Annotated in this window: 13 protein-coding genes; 3 read left to right on the forward strand and 10 right to left on the reverse strand. The window is 72.2% G+C overall.

The window, feature by feature from the left end; genetic code table 11:
- The first annotated feature begins 57 nt into the window (after positions 1 to 57).
- On the forward strand, positions 58 to 651 hold the full coding sequence (locus tag ABME02_RS16745; protein ID WP_353816478.1) for a hypothetical protein: 594 nt from the start codon (positions 58 to 60) through the stop codon (positions 649 to 651).
- A complete protein-coding gene (locus ABME02_RS16750; RefSeq protein ID WP_353816479.1) occupies positions 648 to 2,012 on the forward strand; it encodes a type III PLP-dependent enzyme in 1,365 nt (454 codons plus the stop codon). The genes ABME02_RS16745 and ABME02_RS16750 overlap by 4 nt, the downstream gene beginning before the upstream one ends.
- A 63-nt stretch (positions 2,013 to 2,075) precedes the next feature.
- On the opposite strand, the gene ABME02_RS16755 is transcribed toward ABME02_RS16750, so the two are convergent.
- The 10 genes from ABME02_RS16755 to ABME02_RS16800 form a co-directional block, all read right to left on the reverse strand.
- Complete coding sequence (locus ABME02_RS16755) at positions 2,076 to 3,884, reverse strand: ABC transporter ATP-binding protein (protein WP_353816480.1); 1,809 nt, start codon at positions 3,882 to 3,884, stop codon at positions 2,076 to 2,078.
- On the reverse strand, positions 3,881 to 5,824 hold the full coding sequence (locus tag ABME02_RS16760; protein WP_436408291.1) for an ABC transporter ATP-binding protein: 1,944 nt from the start codon (positions 5,822 to 5,824) through the stop codon (positions 3,881 to 3,883). Before ABME02_RS16760 ends, ABME02_RS16755 begins: the two co-directional genes overlap by 4 nt.
- Before the next feature lie 396 nt (positions 5,825 to 6,220).
- On the reverse strand, positions 6,221 to 7,477 hold the full coding sequence (gene ddaH / locus ABME02_RS16765; RefSeq protein ID WP_353816481.1) for a dimethylargininase: 1,257 nt from the start codon (positions 7,475 to 7,477) through the stop codon (positions 6,221 to 6,223).
- Between the two features lie 130 nt (positions 7,478 to 7,607).
- Positions 7,608 to 8,705 (reverse strand): Glu/Leu/Phe/Val dehydrogenase dimerization domain-containing protein, encoded by a 1,098-nt coding sequence (locus ABME02_RS16770; RefSeq protein WP_353816482.1) that lies wholly within the window; start codon positions 8,703 to 8,705, stop codon positions 7,608 to 7,610.
- Positions 8,706 to 8,941: 236 nt separating this feature from the next.
- Positions 8,942 to 10,552, reverse strand: a complete 1,611-nt coding sequence (purH, locus tag ABME02_RS16775; RefSeq protein ID WP_353816483.1) for a bifunctional phosphoribosylaminoimidazolecarboxamide formyltransferase/IMP cyclohydrolase — start codon at positions 10,550 to 10,552, stop codon at positions 8,942 to 8,944.
- Positions 10,549 to 11,142 carry a phosphoribosylglycinamide formyltransferase gene (purN, locus tag ABME02_RS16780; RefSeq protein WP_353816484.1) on the reverse strand — a complete coding sequence of 198 codons (594 nt, stop codon included), beginning with the start codon at positions 11,140 to 11,142 and terminating at the stop codon, positions 10,549 to 10,551. Before purN ends, purH begins: the two co-directional genes overlap by 4 nt.
- A gap of 146 nt (positions 11,143 to 11,288) precedes the next feature.
- Complete coding sequence (locus ABME02_RS16785) at positions 11,289 to 12,869, reverse strand: APC family permease (RefSeq protein ID WP_353816485.1); 1,581 nt, start codon at positions 12,867 to 12,869, stop codon at positions 11,289 to 11,291.
- Positions 12,870 to 12,994: 125 nt separating this feature from the next.
- Positions 12,995 to 14,335 (reverse strand): cell division protein PerM, encoded by a 1,341-nt coding sequence (locus ABME02_RS16790; protein WP_353816486.1) that lies wholly within the window; start codon positions 14,333 to 14,335, stop codon positions 12,995 to 12,997.
- Positions 14,336 to 14,438: 103 nt separating this feature from the next.
- The gene (locus ABME02_RS16795; RefSeq protein WP_353816487.1) at positions 14,439 to 15,845 is read right to left on the reverse strand and encodes a hypothetical protein; all 1,407 of its coding nucleotides are present in this window, start codon (positions 15,843 to 15,845) and stop codon (positions 14,439 to 14,441) included.
- A gap of 102 nt (positions 15,846 to 15,947) precedes the next feature.
- Entirely contained in the window at positions 15,948 to 16,511 is a 564-nt protein-coding gene (locus tag ABME02_RS16800) for a hypothetical protein (RefSeq protein WP_353816488.1), read from the reverse strand.
- 242 nt (positions 16,512 to 16,753) lie between these two features.
- Here ABME02_RS16800 and ABME02_RS16805 point away from each other — a divergent pair, with 242 nt between their 5' ends.
- Positions 16,754 to 19,432, forward strand: coding sequence for a prealbumin-like fold domain-containing protein (locus ABME02_RS16805; protein ID WP_353816489.1), 2,679 nt, complete (start codon positions 16,754 to 16,756; stop codon positions 19,430 to 19,432).
- The last annotated feature ends 90 nt before the right edge of the window (positions 19,433 to 19,522 follow it).

The raw sequence follows: 19,522 nt of genomic DNA on the forward strand, positions 1-19,522 counted from the left end.
CCGACCGGCGGTGACCGCCCCGATCCGGCGGGCGACGCCGCCCGCGACGCTTGGCGCATGCTCGGATCGGAACGCGGACGCATCGCGCAGTGGATCGCGCGATACCTGCCGCTCGAGGTGCTCGGCACCGTGGCGGCGATCGCGGGTGCGGCGGCGGCGTACGAGGCCTCCGGGTCGCTCGTCGCGGCCGCAGTGGCCGGCACGGTCGCCGAGGGGGTCGGCTACTACGCGCTCGTCGTCGTCCGCGGCATCCGCGGGCACCTGCGATCGAGGCGCGTGCGCCGCCATCGGGGCGCGCCGCGGCGCGCGTTCGTCGCGGTCGTGCTCACGCTGCGGGGGCTCGTCACGGAGTTCGGACCCGCCGAGGCGCTCGACACGTTCCTCGTCAGGCCCGCGCTCCTCGTCGCGGCGACGACCGTGCTGGGGCCGAACCCGACGGGCTGGCTCGTCGGCAAGCTCGCCGCCGACGTCGTGTTCTACGCCGTCGCGATCGTCTCGTTCGAGCTCGGGCGGCGCCTGATCCTGCCCGACGGCGGGGCGGATGCCGCGAGCCGGCCGGCCCCGCCGCGACGCCGCCGCCGCGCGGAGCCCGCCCGCGATCCCGCCACTCCGGCGCCGACGGCGCCCCGTCTCGAAGGAGCGCTCCGATGACGCTCGTGCCCGAGTCTCCGACGGACCTCGACCGGGTCGCGCCGAGCCCGCCCGACGCGCCTGCCGCCCCTGGCGACCTGCGCCCGCGCCGCCCCCACCCGGGCCGCCGCCTCCTCGGCACCGCGACGGGCCCGATCGCAGTGCCGCCGCCGCACCGCGAGCTCGTCCGGCGCGAGCTCGCGGCGTACGCGCAGCGCATCCGCCTCGGCCCGCTCGTGCGCGAGCACGGCTCGCCGCTGTTCCTGCTCGACGTCGACCGGGTCGCGACGCAACTGCTCGCGCTCCGCCGCGAGCTGCCGTCCGCCGCGATCCACTTCGCGACGAAGTCGCTCCCCCACCCGGCGGTCATCCGCGCGGTGCACGGGTTCGGCGCCTCCTTCGAGGTGGCGTCCCGCGGGGAGATCGACCTGCTCGAACGCGAGGGCGTCCCCATCGGGCGGTGCCTGCACACGCACCCGGTGAAGTCGGTGGCCGACATCACGGGCGCGTACCTGCGCGGCATCCGCACCTTCGTGGTGGACAGCCCGTCGGAGGTCGCGAAGTTCGCAGGGCTCCCGACCCATGACGTGGGCGTGCTCGTGCGGCTGTCGTTCCCGAACCCCGACGCGAAGTCCGACCTGTCATCGAAGTTCGGCGTCGCACCCGAGGACGCGCCGGCGCTCGTCGACCTGTGCCGGCGGTCCCGCCTCGCGGTGCGCGGGTTCACGTTCCACGTCGGCAGCCAGACGACCTCGGCGACGCCGTGGGTGCGGGCGATCGCGACGACGGTGCAGCTCATGCGCTCGCTCGAGGCGCGGCACGGCATCCGCTTCGAGGTGCTCGACCTCGGCGGCGGGTTCCCCGTCGGCTACGACGAACCGGTGCCGCCGCTCCCCGAACTGGCGCGAGGCATCCGCCCTGCGCTCGCCGCCGTGCCCGAGCACGTGCGGGTGGTCATCGAGCCCGGCCGCTTCGTCGCCGCGCCGGCGATGACGCTCGTCACTCGCGTGATCGGGACGAACGACCGCGCCGACGGACGCTGGCACCACCTCGACGACGGCGTGTACGGCGGCTACTCGAACATCCCGGCCGAGGACGTGCACGCGCTGGTCTTCGCGGCGGCCGAGCTCGGCGTGCGGCCGGTCGGCGACGACGCGGCCGAGCGTGCGACGCGGCGCGTGCTCACGCGGACGCGTGTTCCGGTGACGCTCGCCGGGCCGACCTGCGACAGCGTGGACGTCGTCGCGCGGCACCTGCCGCTCCCGCCGCTCGCCGACGGCGACCTTCTGGTCTCGCCGATGATGGGCGCCTACACCTGGGCGACCGCGACCGGCTTCAACGGGATCGCGCGCACACCGGTCGTGGAGGTGTCGCCGGCCTGAGCCGACGACAGGGCGGATGCCCCGGGCTCGCGCCCGGGGCATCCGCTCGCCGCACTCCTCCCCCTAGACGAGCGAGTCGCGCCAGGCCGCGTGCAGCGCCGCGAACCGGCCCGTGCCGCCGATGAGGTCGGCGGGCGAGCCGTCCTCGACGATGCGGCCGTGCTCCATGACGAGCACGCGATCGGCGATCGCGACCGTCGACAGGCGGTGCGCGATGATGACCGCCGTGCGGTCGGCGAGCAGGGTCTGCAGGCCTTCCTGCACGAGCCGCTCGCTCGGGATGTCAAGCGAGCTCGTCGCCTCGTCGAGGATCAGCACCGCGGGGTCGGCGAGGAACGCGCGCGCGAACGAGATCAGCTGGCGCTGGCCCGCCGAGACGCGCCCGCCGCGCTTGTTCACGTCGGTGTCGTAGCCGTTCGGCAGGCCCTCGATGAACTCGTGCGCGCCGACCGCCTTCGCGGCGCCGACGATCTCGTCGAAGCTCGCGTCGGGCTTGCCGAGCGCGATGTTGTCGGCCACCGACCCGGAGAAGAGGTACGCCTCCTGCGTGACCATGACGATCGCGCGGCGCAGGTCCTTCGGGTGCATGCGGCGCAGGTCGACCCCGTCGAGCTCGACGACGCCGTCGCTCGGGTCGTAGAACCGCGAGATCAGCTTCGCGAGCGTCGACTTGCCGGCGCCCGTCGACCCGACGAGCGCGACCGTCTGCCCGGCCGGCACGTCGAGGTCGAACCTCGGCAGCACGACCCGGTCGGGCGTGTACGCGAACTCGACGGACTCGAATCGCACCCGCCCCTCGGCCGTCCAGAGGTCGACCGGTTCGGTCGGATCGGGCACGCTCGGCTGCTCCTCGAGGACGCCCGAGATCTTCTCGAGCGCCGACGCGGCCGACTGGTAGGAGTTGTAGAACATCGCCAGCTCCTCCATCGGGTCGAAGAAGCGCTTCGTGTAGAGCACCGCCGCGAGCAGCACGCCGACCTCGAGCACCCCGTCGGCCACGCGGAAGCCGCCGATGAGCAGCACGCCGGCGACCGCGACGTAGCCCATGAAGTTGAGCGCGGGGTTGTACACGGCGAACAGCCCGAGCGCCCGGGCGTTCACGTCGCGGTAGTCCTCGACGAGGTCGCCGAACACGCGCTCGTTGCGCCGCTCCGAGCGGAACGCCTGGACCGCCCGGATGCCCGTCATGGTCTCGACGAACTGGACGATGAGCTTCGCGCTGGCGACGCGCGAGCGCCGGAACAGCTTCTGCGATCGCACCTGGAACCAGCGGGTCAGCGCGACGAGCGGGAGCAGGGTCGCGAGCAGGACGAGCCCGGAGAGCCAGTCCAGCCACACGAGCGCGATCGCCGTGAAGAGCATGTACAGCAGCCCCCGCACGAGCTGGTTGATGCCCTCGTCCATGAGCTCGCGGATCGCGTCGAGGTCGCTCGTCTGGCGCGAGATGATCCGGCCCGACGTGTACGACTCGTGGAACTCGAGCGACAGCTTCTGCGTGTGCAGGAACACGCGCGTCCGCAGGTCGATGAGCACGGCCTGGCTGACGCGCGCGGCCATGCGGATGTACCACGCGATGAGGAACGCGCCCATGGCGCCCGTCACGAGGTACGCGAGCCCTGCGAGCCCGACGGGCAGCCAGTCCTGCCGCATGAGCGCGGGAAGGCCCTGGTCGATGCCGTACGCGATGATCGCCGGGCCGGCCACCTGGGCGGCCGTCGAGACGACGATGACGGCCATCGTCACCCAGAGCTGCGCCCGCAGCGGGTGCAGCAGGGAGCCGAGCAGGCGCAGGCTCCGCCGGCGGATCCACCGGGACTCCGCCTTCGTGTACTCGTCGCGCTCCTCGCCCTGCACGCCGGTCACGGTGCTCATCGGATCGCCTCCTTCGGTTCGGACTCCACGGGTGTTCGGGCTGCAACCGACTCCGTCGGCCGCGTGTCGCGGCCCTCGCCGTCGATCAGGTCGGACGCCTCCGCGTGGGCGCGGCGCTCCTCGTCCTCCAGGCTCGAGATGACGAAGCGGTAGTGCTGCGACTCGCGCAGGAGCTCGGAGTGGGTGCCGACCGCGGTGATCCGCCCGTCCTCGAGGAGGGCGACGCGGTCGGCGAGCATCACCGTCGACGGACGGTGCGCCACGATCAGCGCGGTCGTCGAGGCGAGCACGGACCGGAGTTCGGCCTCGACGCGCGCCTCGGTCGCCACGTCGAGCGCCGACAGCGGGTCGTCGAGCACGAGCACCGCGGGCTTCGCGGCCACCGCGCGCGCGAGCGCGAGTCGTTGGCGCTGTCCGCCCGAGAGGCTCATGCCCTCCTCGCCGACCTTCGTGTCGACTCCGTCGGGCAGGTCGTACGCGAAGCCGGCCTGCGCGATGCGCAGCGCCTCGTCCAGCACCCGCTCCGCCTCGGCCGAGACCGCCGGGTCCGCCGCGGCGTCGCCCGTGAGCTCGGGCCGGCCGAGCAGCACGTTCTCGCGCACGGAGGCGGAGAAGAGCGTGGCGTCCTCGAACGCCATCGCGATGTGGCGGCGCAGTTCCTCGCGCCGGAATGCGCGCACGTCGACGCCGTCGAGCGTCACCGAGCCGCTCGTGACGTCGTAGAGGCGCGTGGTGAGCGCCGTCATCGTCGTCTTCCCGCACCCGGTGAGGCCGACGAGCGCCATCGTCTCGCCCGGCCGCAGCACGAGGTCGACGCCGTCGAGGAGGTCGCCGAAGCGATCCGGCGAGTCCTGGTAGCGGAAGTGGACGTCGGTGAACGCGAGTTCGCCGCGGGGCGACCCGAGCTCGCCCGGTCGCTCCGGGTCGCGGACGGCGTTCTCGCTGTCCATGATGTCGAAGTAGCGGTCCGTCGCGGTCCGCGCATCGAGCGAGAACGCCAGCAGGAAGCCGATCGACTCGATGGGCCAGGCGAGCACGGCGGCGGTCGCGAAGAACGCCACGAGCTGCCCGACCGACAGTTCGCCCTGCGCGGCGAGCTGGACGCCGAGCACGAGGCAGATCGCGATCGCCACGGCCGGCACGATCAGGATCCACACCCAGATGTTCGCGTCGAGGCGCGCCTTCTCGATCTCGGTCGAACGGAGCTGCTCGGCCTGCGCACGGAAGGAGCTCAGGGCGTGCTTGCCCCGGCCGAACGCCTTGAGCACGCGGATGCCGTGCACCGATTCCTCGACCGCGGTGGCGAGGTCGCCCGACTGGTCCTGGCTGCGCCGCGAGACCTCGGAGTACCGCCCCTCGAACCGGTAGCCGACGATCCACAGCGGGATCGAGCAGGCGAGGAACACGAGTCCCAGCATCCAGCTCATCGAGATCAGCACCACGGCGCCGACGACGATGACGACGAGGTTCATCACGAGGAGCACGAGGCCGAAGGCGAGCCAGCGGCGGATGAGGCCGAGGTCGCTCACCGCACGCGAGAGCAGCTGGCCGCTCGGCCAGCGGTCGTGGAAGCTCACGGGGAGGTCCTGCAGCCTGGCGTACAGCGCGTCGCGCATGCGCGCCTCGACCCTGGTGGTCGGGCCGATCACGAGCCAGCGTCGCAGGGCGAACATCGCGGCCTCGCCCGCCCCGAGGGCGAGCACGAGCAGCGCGAGCGGGACGATCGCGGCGCGGTCGCCGTCGGCGAGCGGGCCGTCGACGATCGCCTCGAGCACCTGCGGGATCGCGAGCGCGATGAGCTGCGCGACGAGGTAGGCGGCCATGCTGGCGTAGATCGCGGGCATGGCGGGTCCCACGAACTCGCGCAGCCGCATGAGTGCGCGCACCGTTCCGGTGCGCTCGGCGTGGGGTGGGTGGAGAGCGGGTCGGGTGGCGGTCACGCCGGGGTCCTTCCGGGAAGCGCGACGGGTCGCGAGGATGCGGACTCGTCGAAGGGAGACGCGGATGTCGCGCACGTGATCGCGCGCGGACGAGAGGTGCGAGGCGGTGCCCCGCAGGGAATCGGCCGGCGTCCCGCCGGCTGGACGGTTCCGGGAGCTAGCCCCGGTCGACCGTGACGGTGGAGGCGAGCGCCGGGACGAATGCACCGAACGCCGCGACGGTGCGGGCGGGAATGCCGGTGTACTTCATGTCGTCCTCCTGCGTCGTGGTCACGAGCCCATCGCCCGCCGGATGGTTCCCCGAGCGGACAGCCCTTCAGAATATGCCCGCGCCAGCGGGCGGCGCAAGACCGAATCCCGATCAGGCGCGAGCGTCGTTCGCGGACCCGGGTCCCGTCAGCGCACGCGCACCGACAGGCACGTCACGCAGCCCTCGAGCTTCTCGAACTCGCTGATGTCGACCGTGACCACGCGGTAGCCGAGTCCGGAGACGAGCTCGGCGGACTTCGGCGCCGACGCCGACATGAGCAGCGTCTCGTCCGACAGGACCACCACCGCGACGCCCTCGGGCTCGGGCACAGCAAGGAACCGCGGGAACAGCGACGTCGACTCGAGGAGGTCGGGGAACCCGATGACGGTGCCGTCGGGCAGGGCCGTCACCGCGCTCTTCAGGTGCAGCGCCCGCGTGATCGGCACGGCGACGACCGTGTAGCCGAGCGGTGACAGGATGCCTCGGAGCTGGCGGATGCCCTCGGCGTTGGTCCGAGAGGACGCACCGACGTAGACGATCGAGCCGACCTTGAGGACGTCGCCGCCGTCGAGGGTGCCGGGCGCGGCGATCCGTGCGACCGCGACGCCCGGGAAGGCGCGGACGGCGCGCTCCACGGCGTCGACCTCGGGCTTGCGCGAGTCGGCGCCGGGGTTCGCCAGCACCGCGAGTCCGTCGAAGAAGACGACGGCGTCCTCGATGAACACCGAGTCGGGCAGGTCGGGTGCGGCGTCGACCTCGACGGTCTCCCACCCCTCGGCCACGAGCGCGGCGCAGTAGTCGTCCCACTGCTCGTCGGCGAGCGCCTGGTCGACGGGGCGGCGCTCGAGGTGGGTCAGCTCGGCCTCCTCCAGGTTCGAGGCGGGGATGCGCACGAGCGCGAGGCGTCGCGCGGCACGGCGCGGACGATGCGCGAGCACCCACGCGGCCACGCGCGGGGCGACGAACACCTCGGCGACCACGGCGGCGACGATGAAGAGGAGGTTGAGCCCGAGCAGGCTCGAGAGCACGAGCGAGAAGACCTGCGCCGACACCTGGACGCCGCTCGTCAGCACGTTGGCACTCGCCGCGAGGAGCGTGGCGAGGACCGCCGAGGTGAGCGCGACCGGAAGCGCGAGGAACCACGCGCGGAGCGCGCCGAGGGCGTTCCCGATGCACAGCAGGCCCCAGAGCACGACCGCCGCGAGTGCGAAGTAGGGCACGACCTGGGCGAGCACGACGGGGTTCTGGTCGCGCGAGACGAGGTTCGCGAGCACGCCGGTACCGAACGCGATGAGCGCGACCGCCCCGGCCGACGCCATCGCCGCGACCGAGCGACGGGCGACCGTCGCCTGCGCGGGATCGAGGGCGGGCACGGCCGGGGGCTGGGTCGCGGGCGGTGTCATGCGGTCGAGCCTATCGGCCGGGCGGGGGGCCGTCGCGCACGCCCCGGAGGGCCCCGATGCGCGCCGTCCGAGGCATCCGGAGGCGACGGTGCGGGGCGACGGCGCACCGTCGCCCCGCACCCCGATCGGGTCAGCGCGCCGCGTCGAGACGCGCCGCCGCGAGCCGCTCGGCGGCCTCGAGCGTGGTGATCCCGGCCGCGTCGGCGTCGCGGTGGACCGCGGCGACGACGTCGCCGATGCCGGCGATGCGGCGGTCGAGCTCCTCCTGGCCGATGCCCGGTGCGGACGCGAGGTCGAGGTAGACGACCCCGCCGGCGTTCACGACGAAGTCGGGCGCCCACGCGATGCCGCGGCCACGGAGCATCCGTGCCACGTCGCGCTCGGCGAGCTGGTTGTTCGCCGCACCGACGACCGCGCGGACCCGCAGCTCCTGGACGACCTCGGGCGTGAGCACGCCGCCGAGGCCGCACGGCACGAACATGTCGGCCTCGACGCGGTGCGCCTCGGCCGGGGAGACCCACTCGGCGCCGAGCTCGTCGGCGAGCGCGCGCTTGCCCTCGTGCACGTCGGCGACCGTGAGGCGCGCGCCGCCCGCGGCGAGCGCCCGGGCGAGGCGCCCGCCGACCTGCCCGAGGCCCGCGATGACGAAGTGGCGACCGGCGACGTCGCGCGACCCGAACAAATGGTCGAGCGTGGCGAGGATGCCGGCGTGCACGCCGGCCGCGGTGGCGTCGGCGGGCTCGCCGACCCCGCCCTCGTCGGCGGGCAGGCCGCACACGTGCTCGGTGCGCTCGTGCACGACCGACATGAGCTCGGCGCTCGTGCCGACGTCTTCAGCGGTCATGTAGGCGCCGCCGAGGGACTCGACGGCGTCGCCGAGGTCGAGCATCGCGTCGTGGCGACGGGCCTCGTCGAGGGTCTCGCCGGCGGGGATGCAGACGACCGACTTGCCGCCGCCGCGAGCGAGGCCGGCCGCGGCGTTCTTCAGCGTCATGGCCTGCGACAGGCGGAGCGCGTCGGCGAGCGCATCGGTCCAGTGCTCGTAGTGCCAGACCCGGGCTCCGCCGAGGGCCTGGCCGAGGGCGGTGGAGTGCACCGCGACGATGATGGTGAGCCCGGAGCGGGGACCCCGCGTGATGAGCACGCGTTCGTGGTCGGGTGCGTCGGCGGGCAGTGCGGCGTGGACCCCGTTGGACGGGGACGGCGCGGGGGCGTGGGTGATCGACATCGATCGGCTCCTTGTGTTCATCGCCTTGTGGGCGCGGCTGTGCGGGCGCTTCGTGGGCGCCCTCACCTCAAGGGTACCGCCGCGGAGACGCCGCCCGGTCCCGCCCCGCCCGCCGCTCAGAAGTGCGGATATACGATCGGGCGCGCCGGACGAAGGCCGCAGCTCACGGGGAGCCGGATCATATATCCGCCGACGTGGACCGACCCTCCGGGCGGCAGCGGACGGGCGTCCGCGGGTCAGTGGAAGAAGTGCCGCTCGCCCGTGAAGTACATGGTGACGCCGGCGGCCTTCGCGGCCTCGACGACCTCCTCGTCGCGCACCGATCCGCCGGGCTGGACCACGGCCGTCACGCCCGCGTCGAGCAGGATCTGGAGCCCGTCGGCGAAGGGGAAGAACGCGTCGGATGCCGCGACCGATCCGGCCGCGCGGTCGCCCGCGCGCTCGACGGCGAGCTTGCACGAGTCGACGCGGTTGACCTGGCCCATGCCGACGCCCACCGAGGCGCCGCCCGAGGCCAGCAGGATCGCGTTCGACTTCACCGCGCGGCACGCGCGCCACGCGAACTCGAGGTCGGCGAGCGTCGCGTCCTCGGCCGGCTCGCCCGCGGCGAGCGTCCACTCGGCGGCGGGCGCGAACGACCGGTCGGCCTGCTGCAGCAGGAGGCCGCCGGAGACCTGGCGGATCTCGGTGGCAGGCGGCGTGAAGCCCTCCGGCAGCTCGAGCAGGCGGATGTTCTTCTTCTGCGTGAGCACCTCGACCGCCTCGGGCTCGAAGCCGGGCGCGACGAGCACCTCGGTGAAGATGCCGGAGACCGTCTCGGCCATCTCGCGCGTGACCGTGCGGTTGGCGGCGATGACCCCGCCGAAGGCCGACACGGGGTCGCACTCGTGCGCGCGGCGGTGCGCGTCGGCGATGGGGTCGGCCGCACCGGATGGCGCGACGGCGATGCCGCACGGGTTGGCGTGCTTGATGATCGCCACGGCCGGCGCGTCGAAGTCGTACGCCGCCCGCACCGCGGCATCCGCGTCGACGTAGTTGTTGTACGACATCTCCTTGCCGTGGAGCTGCCGGGCCTGGGCGATTCCGGGTCGGCCGCCGACGGCCGAGTAGCGGGCCGCCTGCTGGTGCGAGTTCTCGCCGTAACGGAGGTCGGCGTCCTTGGTCCACGCCGCACCCACCCAGGCGGGGAACGGCGACTCCTCGGCCGCCTGGTCGGGCGCGACGACGCTGCCGATCCACGAGGCCACGGCGATGTCGTACGTCGCGGTGTGGCGGAACGCCTCGCGCGCGAGCGCGCGGCGCTGCACGAGCGTCGTGCCGCCGTCGCGCACGGCCGAGACGATCTCGTCGTAGCGGTCGGGCGAGACGACGACGGCGACGTTGGCGTGGTTCTTCGCCGAGGCGCGCACCATGGCGGGCCCGCCGATGTCGATCTGCTCGACGATCTCGCCGGCCTCGGCGCCGGAGGCGACGGTCTCGACGAACGGGTAGAGGTTCACGACGACGAGCTCGTACGGCGCGATCGCGAGCTGCGCCAGCTCGCGCTCGTGGTGCTCGAGACGGAGATCGGCGAGGAGGCCCGAGTGCACGGCGGGGTGCAGCGTCCGCACGCGCCCGTCGAGGTGCTCGGGGTAGCCCGTGACGTCGGCCACCTGGGTCACGGGGAGCCCCGCGTCGGCGATCGCCTTCGAGGTGCCGCCGGTCGACACGATCTCGACGCCGGCCTCGACGAGCGCCGTGGCGAGCTCGACGAGCCCGGTCTTGTCGCTCACGGCGATGAGCGCGCGCTTGACGGAGACGAGGTCCCGTTCGCGGTAGAGGCTCGGGTCGATGCGTGCTCCGCTCATGATGCGGCGAGCTCCTTCAGGTCGAGGTGCGAGTTGGCGATGTCGAGGACGGCCCGGATGAGCAGGCGCCGCTCGACGGGCTTGATGCGGTCGTGGAGGGTCGACTCGGTGTCGCCCGGCAGGATCGGCACGCGCTCCTGCGCGATGATCGGCCCGCCATCGACCGAGTTGTCGACGACGATGAGGCTGGCGCCGGTCTCGGTGGCGCCCGCGGCGAGCGCGTCGCGCACGCCGTGCGCGCCGGGGAACTCGGGCAGGAACGCGGGGTGCGTGTTGATGAGGTTCGGGCTGAACGCGTCGACGACGGCGGGCGGCACGAGCCGCATGAGCCCCGACAGGATCACGAGGTCGGCACCCCAGGCGCGGACCTGCGCGATGAGCGCATCGCCCCACTCGTCTCGCGAGTCGTAGGCCGTGTAGGGGACGGTGAAGGCCGGGATCCCGAACTCCTCGCCGAGCGCCAATCCCTCGCAGTCGCGGTCGGCGCCGATGGCGACGACCCTCGCGGGGAACTCGGCGTCCTCCGACGCCTCGAGGAGCGCGCGGAGGTTCGATCCCGTGCCCGAGATCAGCACGACGAGCTTCAGCACCCTACGAGGGTACCCGTCGCGCAGGTGAGCGGATGACACGGGCTCGGGCGCGCACGTGCGCGGCCGACGAGGCAGGCGGGCCCGAGACGAGGCGAGCGGATGCCGCGGGCTCGCGCCGCGGCATCCGCTCGCCGTGTCGGACCGGACTACCGGGCCGCGACCTGACGCTCCGCGTCGGCGATGACGAGGTCCTCGTCATCGGGCACGAGCACCTCGGTCTCCTCGTTCAGCGCCTCGCCGCGGAAGAACGGCCGCGAGGCGGGGAGCGCGGCCCACACGAGCATGAGCACGACGCCGAGCGCGAGCGATCCGACGCCGACGACGAAGACCCCGCCGACGCCGAAGAGCACCGTGTAGCCGTAGTCGGGGTCGAGCATGTCGACGACCGAGAACACGAACGCCGCAGCGAGCAGGAGCGCGCCGATGAAGGGCAGGATGCCGCGGAACCAGAGGTTGCGCGCGCTCTCGCGCAGGGTCCGCCGGAAGTACCAGACGCAGGCGAACCCGGTGATGGCGTAGTAGAACGCGATCGCGAGGCCGAGCGAGAGGATCGTGTCCTGCATGAGGTTGTCGCTGATGAGCGACATCCCGACGAAGAACAGGATGGCGACCGCGCCCATGAGCAGGGTCGAGAACGCCGGGGTCTTGAAGCGCGGGTGGACGCTCGCGAACTTCTCGGGGAGCGCGCGGTAGACCGCCATCGCGAGCGTGCCGCGCGCGGTGGGCAGGATCGTGGTCTGCGTCGACGAGACCGCCGAGATCATCACGGCGACGACGAGCAGCCACGACCACGGGCCGAAGACGGCGTCCTTCAGCGCGAAGAACACGTCATCGGCGTTGGCCTCGTTGCCGAGCCCGAAGCCCTCGCTGCCGAGGCCCGCGTACGCCATTGCGGCGACGGTGACGCCGACGTAGGTGACGAGCAGGATCACGGTCGTGAGCACCGCGGCACGGCCGGGCGTGCGCTTGGGGTCCTTCGTCTCCTCGTTGAGCGCGAGGCAGGTGTCCCAGCCCCAGTAGATGAAGAGCGCGAGCAGGATCGCCTCGACGAAGCCGGAGAAGTCCTCGAAGCCGAACGGGTTGAACCACTCGAGGGTCGGGAGGGTCGCGGTCGCGGGCGCGGTGCCGGTGGCGAACTGCACGATGACGAGCACCACGAACGCGGCGAGCGCAACGTACTGGATGGCGAGCAGCACGTTCTGCAGGCGCTCGCCGATCTCGAGGCCGCGCCAGCTGATCCAGGTCATCGCGGCGATGAAGACGACGCCGGTGAGAGTCACGACGACCGGATCCTCCGCGAGCGAGGCGTCGATGAGCAGCAAGAAGTAGATGCCGCCGATCTGCGCGAGGTTGGCCAGTACGACGACGCCGGAGACCGCGACGCCCCAGCCGCCCATCCAGCCGATCCACGGGCCGAACGCCTTGGTGCCCCAGGTGAACGTGGTGCCGCAGTCGGGGATCTCGCGGTTGAGCTCGCGGTAGGCGAACGCGATGAGGAGCATCGGCGCGAAGGCGATGATGAACGCGATGGGCGCCTGCGCGCCGACGGCGAGGACGACCCAGCCGAGCGTCGCGGCGAGCGAGTACACGGGCGCGGTGGAGGCGAGGCCGATGACGGTCGAGCCCCAGAGGCCGAGGGTCCCGGTGGCGAGGCCCTTGCCGTCGTGTCGGGCGGGCGCCGGGTCGGGGGCGGATGCGGGCCGCGGTCGGGCAGCGGTCTCGGTCATGTGACTCCTCGTCGAGTGCGGTGCGTTCGGTGCGCAGCCGCCGGGGCGCGCGTCAGCGCGTCAGGGGACCCGGGGCTTGTTGTCCGTGAGGATAACATGGTGCCGGAGGGCGCTGAAATCGCCGCTCAGCGGCCGCCGCTCCCGCGCATCAGGCCCTCGAACTCGACCGTCTCGACGTCGTCCGACGACGCCCGCTCGTCGGCCGCGGTGTCGTCCCACCGTGATGCGTTCGTCGGAGCGTCATCGTCGTCGCCCTGCCGGGAACGGGCGCGCGCGGCGAACGCGCCCGCGATCGCCCCGACGCCGACGCTCGCGGCGGCCACCCCGGCGACGAGGAGCGCGTCGGGTCCGACCTCGGCGAGGTTGCCTGGCCCGACCGCTCCGCCCGAACCCCACGCGAGCGCGCCCAGGACGAGCCCGGCGACGAGGCCGGCGCCCGCGCCGACCGACAGCGTCGCCCACCACGGCTCGTCGTCGCGTTCGCGCTTGCCCCGGCCGACGAGCACGGCGCCGCCGAAGCCGAGCAGGACGGGCAGCGCGAGCCAGAGCACGCCGAGCGGCGCCCCCTCGGCCGGCAGCGCGCCGAGGATCGGCAGGCCCGGAACCGGACCGATGAGCGTCACGCTGGGCGACACGATCGTGCCCGCACCGAGCGCGAAGCCGGGACCGAGCATCCACGACGCGGCCCAGACGACGAGGTTCGGCAGCAGCGCGAGCTCGATGAGCGTGATCGCGATGCCGCCGTCGACGCCCGCGCCGAGCGCCTGGTAGAGGCCGATGATCGTCGGATGGTCGACGACGATGCGCACCGCGAGGATCGCCGCGGCGACCCCGACCACGCCGACCGCCGCCCCCACGCCGATCCGGATCGCCGAGCGGATGCCCGCCCAGGCGACGAACGGGAGCGTGTCGAGCCGGTCGCGCACCGCGCTCGTCGTGGCATCCGTCGCCCACCCCGACCGGCCGAAGGCGACCATCACGCCCGAGAGGACGCCGCCGCCCATCACGAGCCCGGGCAGCACCGCCGCCTGCCAGACCACCGGTTGCGCCACCGGCGCCGTGGCCAGCACGGCGAGCACCGCCCCGAGGAGCGCGGTCACGAGCACGGACGACACGGCTCCGACGATCGGCGTGCCGGTCGCGGTGGCGCGGCGGCCGATGCGCAGCCCGAAGAGGAAGGTGACCAGGGCGAACCCGAGCAGGGCGATGCCGATCGTGAACGGCGCATCCGCACCGGCGACGCCGACGGTCGCCGCGGTCGCGGCGTCGAGGTGCACGACGACGTCGACGCCGTGGCCGATGAGCCAGGCATCGGCCGCGGCACGGAAGAACGCCTCCACCGGGGCGGCGAGGCCGAAGTGGACCGCCCAGAGCAGCATCAGCGGCACGAGCGCCAGGCCGAGGCCGACGAGGACGGCGACCGTGGCCTCGAGTGCGGCCAGCAGGGCGATCGTCGTGCGTCTCATCGCACGCGAGCCTAACCCGGGCACGGCCGGGCGGGGCGCGCGACGTGCCCGTGACGGGCGAGCGGATGCCGCGTCGCGCCTCACCCGGCGCGACCGCGTCGGGTCAGGCGCTCGCCGGCGGTTCGGACTCGAGCTCGGCCTCGACCACGACGACCTCGACCACCGGATCCGGTCGCCGCAGCAGTTCGACGAGGAGCACCGCGAGCAGTGCGATGACCACGGTCCAGACGACGGTCGACGTCTGGAGGGGCCTCGAGAACCAGAGGAACAGCGAGGCGACGACCGCGATGACGGCGTAGGCCGCGACCCGCCAGCGGTGCAGGCCGATGCCGAAGCGGCCCGTCGTGATGCCGTGCTCGGCAGCGCTCGTCCGGACCGCGCCGAACGCGTCATCCGAGAAGCCGCGCACGCGCCGCGACGTCGACCACGGCCCCGAGAGCCACGCGATGATCGCGAGGGCGATCGCGAGCACCGTGAGCGCGGTGAACGTCGAGACCATCAGCTCGGTCAGGCCGCCGAAGATCGCCTCGGCCGCATCCTTCGGCATGATCGACGGGCTCACGGTTCCGACGAAGAAGAGCTTGCCCGTCCCGAAGCCTGCAAGGGTCAGGAGCATGACCAGCGCGAATCCGCCCGCGGTCCAGGCGAGCGCGACGCTCCGCCGCTTCGCGACCACGACGCCCGCGATGAGGAGCAGCAGCGCGATGAGCGGCAACCAGGTGCCGACCGCCACCGCGAGCGTGTAGATCGTCTGCACGAGCACGAGCGAGTCGGCCTGGGCGACCTGCACGCTGCGGTCCACGACCGGGATCGCCGAGGCGAAGCCCACGCCCTGCTCGCCGAGGCGCTCCTTGACCGCCTCGATGATCGGGCCGAGCTGCACCGAGAGCGTGCCGTCCCCGCCGATCTCGAGCATGGCGTCCGGGTCGCCCTGCAGCGCCGCGACCATCTGCGTGTGGCTCGCTCGGAGCGCGGCATCCCACACGTTCGCGAACGCCTCGGACTGGATGACGCGGTCCACCGTCGATGACAGCAGGGAGCTCAGGCCCTGCGCGGCGGGCGCCTCGAGCAGGGACAGCGCGTCCTCGGCACGCGGCGGCAGGTCGAGCGACTTGATGCCGTCGAAGACGTCCGAGGTGAGCTGTTGGATGTCGACCTGCTCCTCGATCGCGGCCGTGACCTGGTCGGCGAGGAAGGCCTGCACGGCGGGGTCCTCCGCCAGCGGGCCGAACGTGGCCACGAAGCGGTCGGTGTCGACGAGCTCTGCGCGGGCCCACGCGGTGATCACCGCGATCGGTGCGAGGAGCAGGCCCACCACGACGAGCACGACCGCGGCCACGCTCCGGCCGCGGCGGCGCTTCGGGCGTTCGGGCGCGGCGGATGCCGCGGCCGCGACGTCCGCGGACAGGTCGCGCGTCTCCGCGGCGTCGGCACGCAATCGGTCGTTCTCGGCCTCGAGCTCGGCGATCCTGGCGCGCAGGTCGTCGTCGGTGTTCGTCGCGTCGCTCATCTGCGCCCACTCCCCCGGCTCGGCTTCGCTGCCGACGATATCGACGTCGCCCCGCGCGAACGGGTCGATGGTCCCGCGACACGCCGCCCGCGGCATCCGGTCTCAGTGGATGATGGCCTTCAGCAGGATCATCGCGATCCCGAACGCCGCCGTGCCGAGGGCGCCGACGACCTGCATCAGCAGGCTCGCGCCGCGCCGGCGGAAGGCGATGAAGCCGAGGACGGCGAGCACGATGACGCCGACCCAGAGCGCGGTCCAGATGGCCAGGAGGTCGGGGACGACGCGAGCCGCGCCGAACAGCAGGATCGACGACGGGATGAGCGCCGCGACGAGCATGCCCAACGAGCGGCGGAGCGCCCCGCGGAACGCCTCGCCGAGGCTCACCATGCGGTGGTCGTCGAAGCCGTGGTGGGCGACCGTGCCGGCGTACACGTGCGCGGCCCAGAAGACGAGGACCGTGATGACGACCGTCCAGAAGACCCGCCAGGAACTCTCGCCGTGCCCGCCGGCGACCACGATCATGCCCGAGACGAGGATGACGCCGTAGACCGACTCCTCGGTGACGAAGCTCGTGCGGAGGATGTGGGCGGGGGTGGGCCTCCCGGCTGGGGAGGGCGCGGGGCCGACCGCGTCCGCCGCGTCCGCCGATCGGGACGTCTCGCTCATCCTGACATCGTCGCATGCGTCCGGAGAACATGCCCCCCATCTGGGGACATGAGGCATGCTCACGAACCGGAGTATCGTGCGGAATGGCGTGAGAGACCCCTACGGCGCGATGCACGCCCGGCGATGCACCTACCCACTTCGCCGGACGCGCCGAAGACGGACTGCCCGAGTCCGCCCACCGCCCGCAGCGGAGACGTCCGGTCCGCCCGGACCGGATGAAGCCTGCGACACCGGAGGCGATGATGCCCCACACAACCCGAATCCGAACGCCCGAGGAGCGGATGACGTTCCGGCGGCGATGTCTGCGCGGAGCCGCGGTCACCGGCATCCTCGCGCTCGGAGCGACCGCGTTCATCGGCGGGCCCGCGCTCGCAGCTCACGGCGACGTGAGCCTGGTCGGGAGCGACTTCGAGATCGACACGGACGCCAACCTCAAGGTCGATCACGCCGATCCTCCCTCGCTCGATTGGGCGAATGTCACGGAGGCCCGTCAGGCCGACCTCGAGAGCGGCACCGGCGATGACTCGTTCGGCCAAGGGTCCAAGGAGGACACGCCGGTTCCGACGGTCGTCTCTGGCTCCATCCCGCCGAACAAGTCGGACCTGAAGACCTTCGGCACCTACCTCGAGGAGACCCCGGGCGGGGACTTCCTGCACATGTTCTGGCACCGCGTCCAGGATCCGACCGGCACGACGAACATGGACTTCGAGTTCAACCAGTCCGACGTGCTCTCGGCCAACGGCGTCACGCCGGTCCGCACCGACGGCGACCTGCTCATCCAGTACGACCTCGCCAACGGCGGCACCAACCCCGAGCTCTTCCTCTCCCGCTGGGTCGCCAGCGGACCGAAGTCGCAGTGCGAGGCCGCCAACAGCACCCCGTGCTGGGGCGCTCGCGTGAACCTGTCGGCCGCGGGCGACGCGACCGGCTCGATCAACACGTCCGCGATCCCAGCTGCTGACGCCGACGGGCTCGGCGACATCTCGCCGCGCACCTTCGGCGAGGCGTCGGTCGACTTCTCGGCCATCGTCGGCGACGGCTGCGTGACGTTCGGCAGCGCCTACCTGAAGAGCCGCTCGTCCGACTCGTTCACGGCCGCGATGAAGGACTTCATCGCACCGCTCGACACGGGCATCGACAGCTGCGCCCAGGTGATCATCCGGAAGGTGACCGATCCGAACCCGGACCCGAGCGACTCGACGTTCTCGTACACCACGAGCAATTTCGTGACGCCGACCGAGACCGACCCGACGTTCGACCTGAAGAACGGCGAGTCGCAGGATTACAGCCAGGTGTTCATCGGAACCGGCCTGACCGTGACCGAGGACCTCGCAGCGCTGCCCGCCGGGTGGAAGCTCGACTCGATCGACTGCTCGGCGAGCTCGGGCGTGACTCCGCTGACGGATGTCGCGACCGGCACGATCACGTTCGACCTCGACGAGAACTCCGACGTCGTGGACTGCACCTACTACAACGAGACCGGTGGAACCGTGATCGTCCGCAAGGTGACGGATCCCGACCCGGATCCGAGCGATGCGAGCTTCGGGTACTCGACGGTGCTCGACACGCTGACCAACGGGACGGACCCGTCGTTCAGCCTCGGCAACGGCGACAGCCAGACCTACGATGACGTGCTGCTCGGGACCGGGTACACGATCACCGAGGACTCGCTGCCGACGGGCTGGGCCTTCGAGGACCTCGACTGCAGTGCCAGCTCGGGTGTCTCGCCGAACATCGTCGGAGCGACCGTGACGTTCGACATCGACGATGCCAGCGACGTGCTCGACTGCACCTACGGCAACCAGACCGGTGGCACGGTGATCGTGCGCAAGGCGACCCAGCCGAGCCCGGACGAGAGCGACACGTCCTTCGACTACTCGACGGCGTTCTCGACGCTGTCCGGCGCGACGGACCCGACGTTCTCGCTCAAGGACGGTGAGCAGCAGACCTACAGCGACGTGCTGTTCGGCACCGGGCTGACCGTGGCCGAGGACGCGCTGCCCGCAGGCTGGGAGCTCATCGACGTCGACTGCAGCGCGAGCAGCGGTGTGACGCCGGTCGTCGTCGACGAGGTCGTGACGTTCACGATCGACGACGCCGATGACGTGCTCGACTGCACGTACACCAACCGGGCGTTCGGGTCGATCGTGGTCGAGAAGATCACCGACAGCGGCAGCGGTTCGTTCGAGTTCACCTCGACGACGCTCTCGCCGTCGCCCTTCACGCTGACTACGAGCGGCGCGGGTGCGGCCGGCAAGGACTCGAAGACGTTCTCGAACCTCGACCCCGGCACGTACGACGTCGCTGAGACGATTCCGGACTACTGGAACCTCGTCAGCGCGACGTGCGACGACGGCTCGGACCCGGCTTCCATCGGGCTGAGCGCGGGTGAGGACGTCACCTGCACCTTCCACGACGAGCGCGAGGTCGGTGCGATCGAGATCACGAAGCTGCGGAAGCACGCGGCCGACGGCCTGGGTGTGAATCACCCGCATGAGGGCGTCGACTTCGTGATCACGGGCGGCGAACTGCCGGCCGAGGGCATCACGGTCACGACCGACGCGAACGGCGTGGCGTGCGCCACCGGGCTCCTGGTGAGCGGACTCGCCGGGATGTACACGATCGAAGAAGCGGTCCCCGGCGGCTACGCGGAGGTCGGGACGCAGACGGCGAACGTGACCGAAGCGGCCGACTGCGCGAACGCCAACGCCGGAGCCGTGAAGGAGTTCGTGAACACCCCGCTCACGGACATCACGGTGAGCGTCGACTCCCAGGTGCCGGGCGGCACGTTCTCGAGCATCGAGTGCGACGTGGCCGGCTCCGACTCGGTCTCGATCGCCGACGCGATCGACGACCCGAGCATCACGATCACCGACCTCGAACCGAGGACGGTCGTGTGCACCATCGTGATCGACCCGTGAGCTGAGGAGGCAGTTCGATCCTGAATCCGAGGGTCCCGCCGGCGATCGCCGGCGGGGCCCGCGCGGCATCCCCCCCCCAGGGGGCTCGGG

The sequence above is a fragment of the Agromyces zhanjiangensis genome (assembly GCF_040496055.1).
In the GTDB taxonomy this organism is placed as follows: domain Bacteria; phylum Actinomycetota; class Actinomycetes; order Actinomycetales; family Microbacteriaceae; genus Agromyces; species Agromyces zhanjiangensis.

Bases quoted from the DNA above. Each gene is read 5' to 3' on its own strand.
- ABME02_RS16770 (WP_353816482.1), bottom strand. From the start codon at position 8,705: ATGTCGATCACCCACGCCCCCGCGCCGTCCCCGTCCAACGGGGTCCAC.
- ABME02_RS16745 (WP_353816478.1), top strand. From the start codon at position 58: ATGCTCGGATCGGAACGCGGACGCATCGCGCAGTGGATCGCGCGATAC.
- ABME02_RS16795 (WP_353816487.1), bottom strand. From the start codon at position 15,845: ATGAGCGACGCGACGAACACCGACGACGACCTGCGCGCCAGGATCGCC.
- ABME02_RS16805 (WP_353816489.1), top strand. From the start codon at position 16,754: ATGCCCCACACAACCCGAATCCGAACGCCCGAGGAGCGGATGACGTTC.
- ABME02_RS16790 (WP_353816486.1), bottom strand. From the start codon at position 14,335: ATGAGACGCACGACGATCGCCCTGCTGGCCGCACTCGAGGCCACGGTC.
- purH (WP_353816483.1), bottom strand. From the start codon at position 10,552: ATGAGCGGAGCACGCATCGACCCGAGCCTCTACCGCGAACGGGACCTC.
- ABME02_RS16785 (WP_353816485.1), bottom strand. From the start codon at position 12,869: ATGACCGAGACCGCTGCCCGACCGCGGCCCGCATCCGCCCCCGACCCG.
- ABME02_RS16755 (WP_353816480.1), bottom strand. From the start codon at position 3,884: ATGAGCACCGTGACCGGCGTGCAGGGCGAGGAGCGCGACGAGTACACG.
- ABME02_RS16800 (WP_353816488.1), bottom strand. From the start codon at position 16,511: ATGAGCGAGACGTCCCGATCGGCGGACGCGGCGGACGCGGTCGGCCCC.
- ABME02_RS16750 (WP_353816479.1), top strand. From the start codon at position 648: ATGACGCTCGTGCCCGAGTCTCCGACGGACCTCGACCGGGTCGCGCCG.
- ddaH (WP_353816481.1), bottom strand. From the start codon at position 7,477: ATGACACCGCCCGCGACCCAGCCCCCGGCCGTGCCCGCCCTCGATCCC.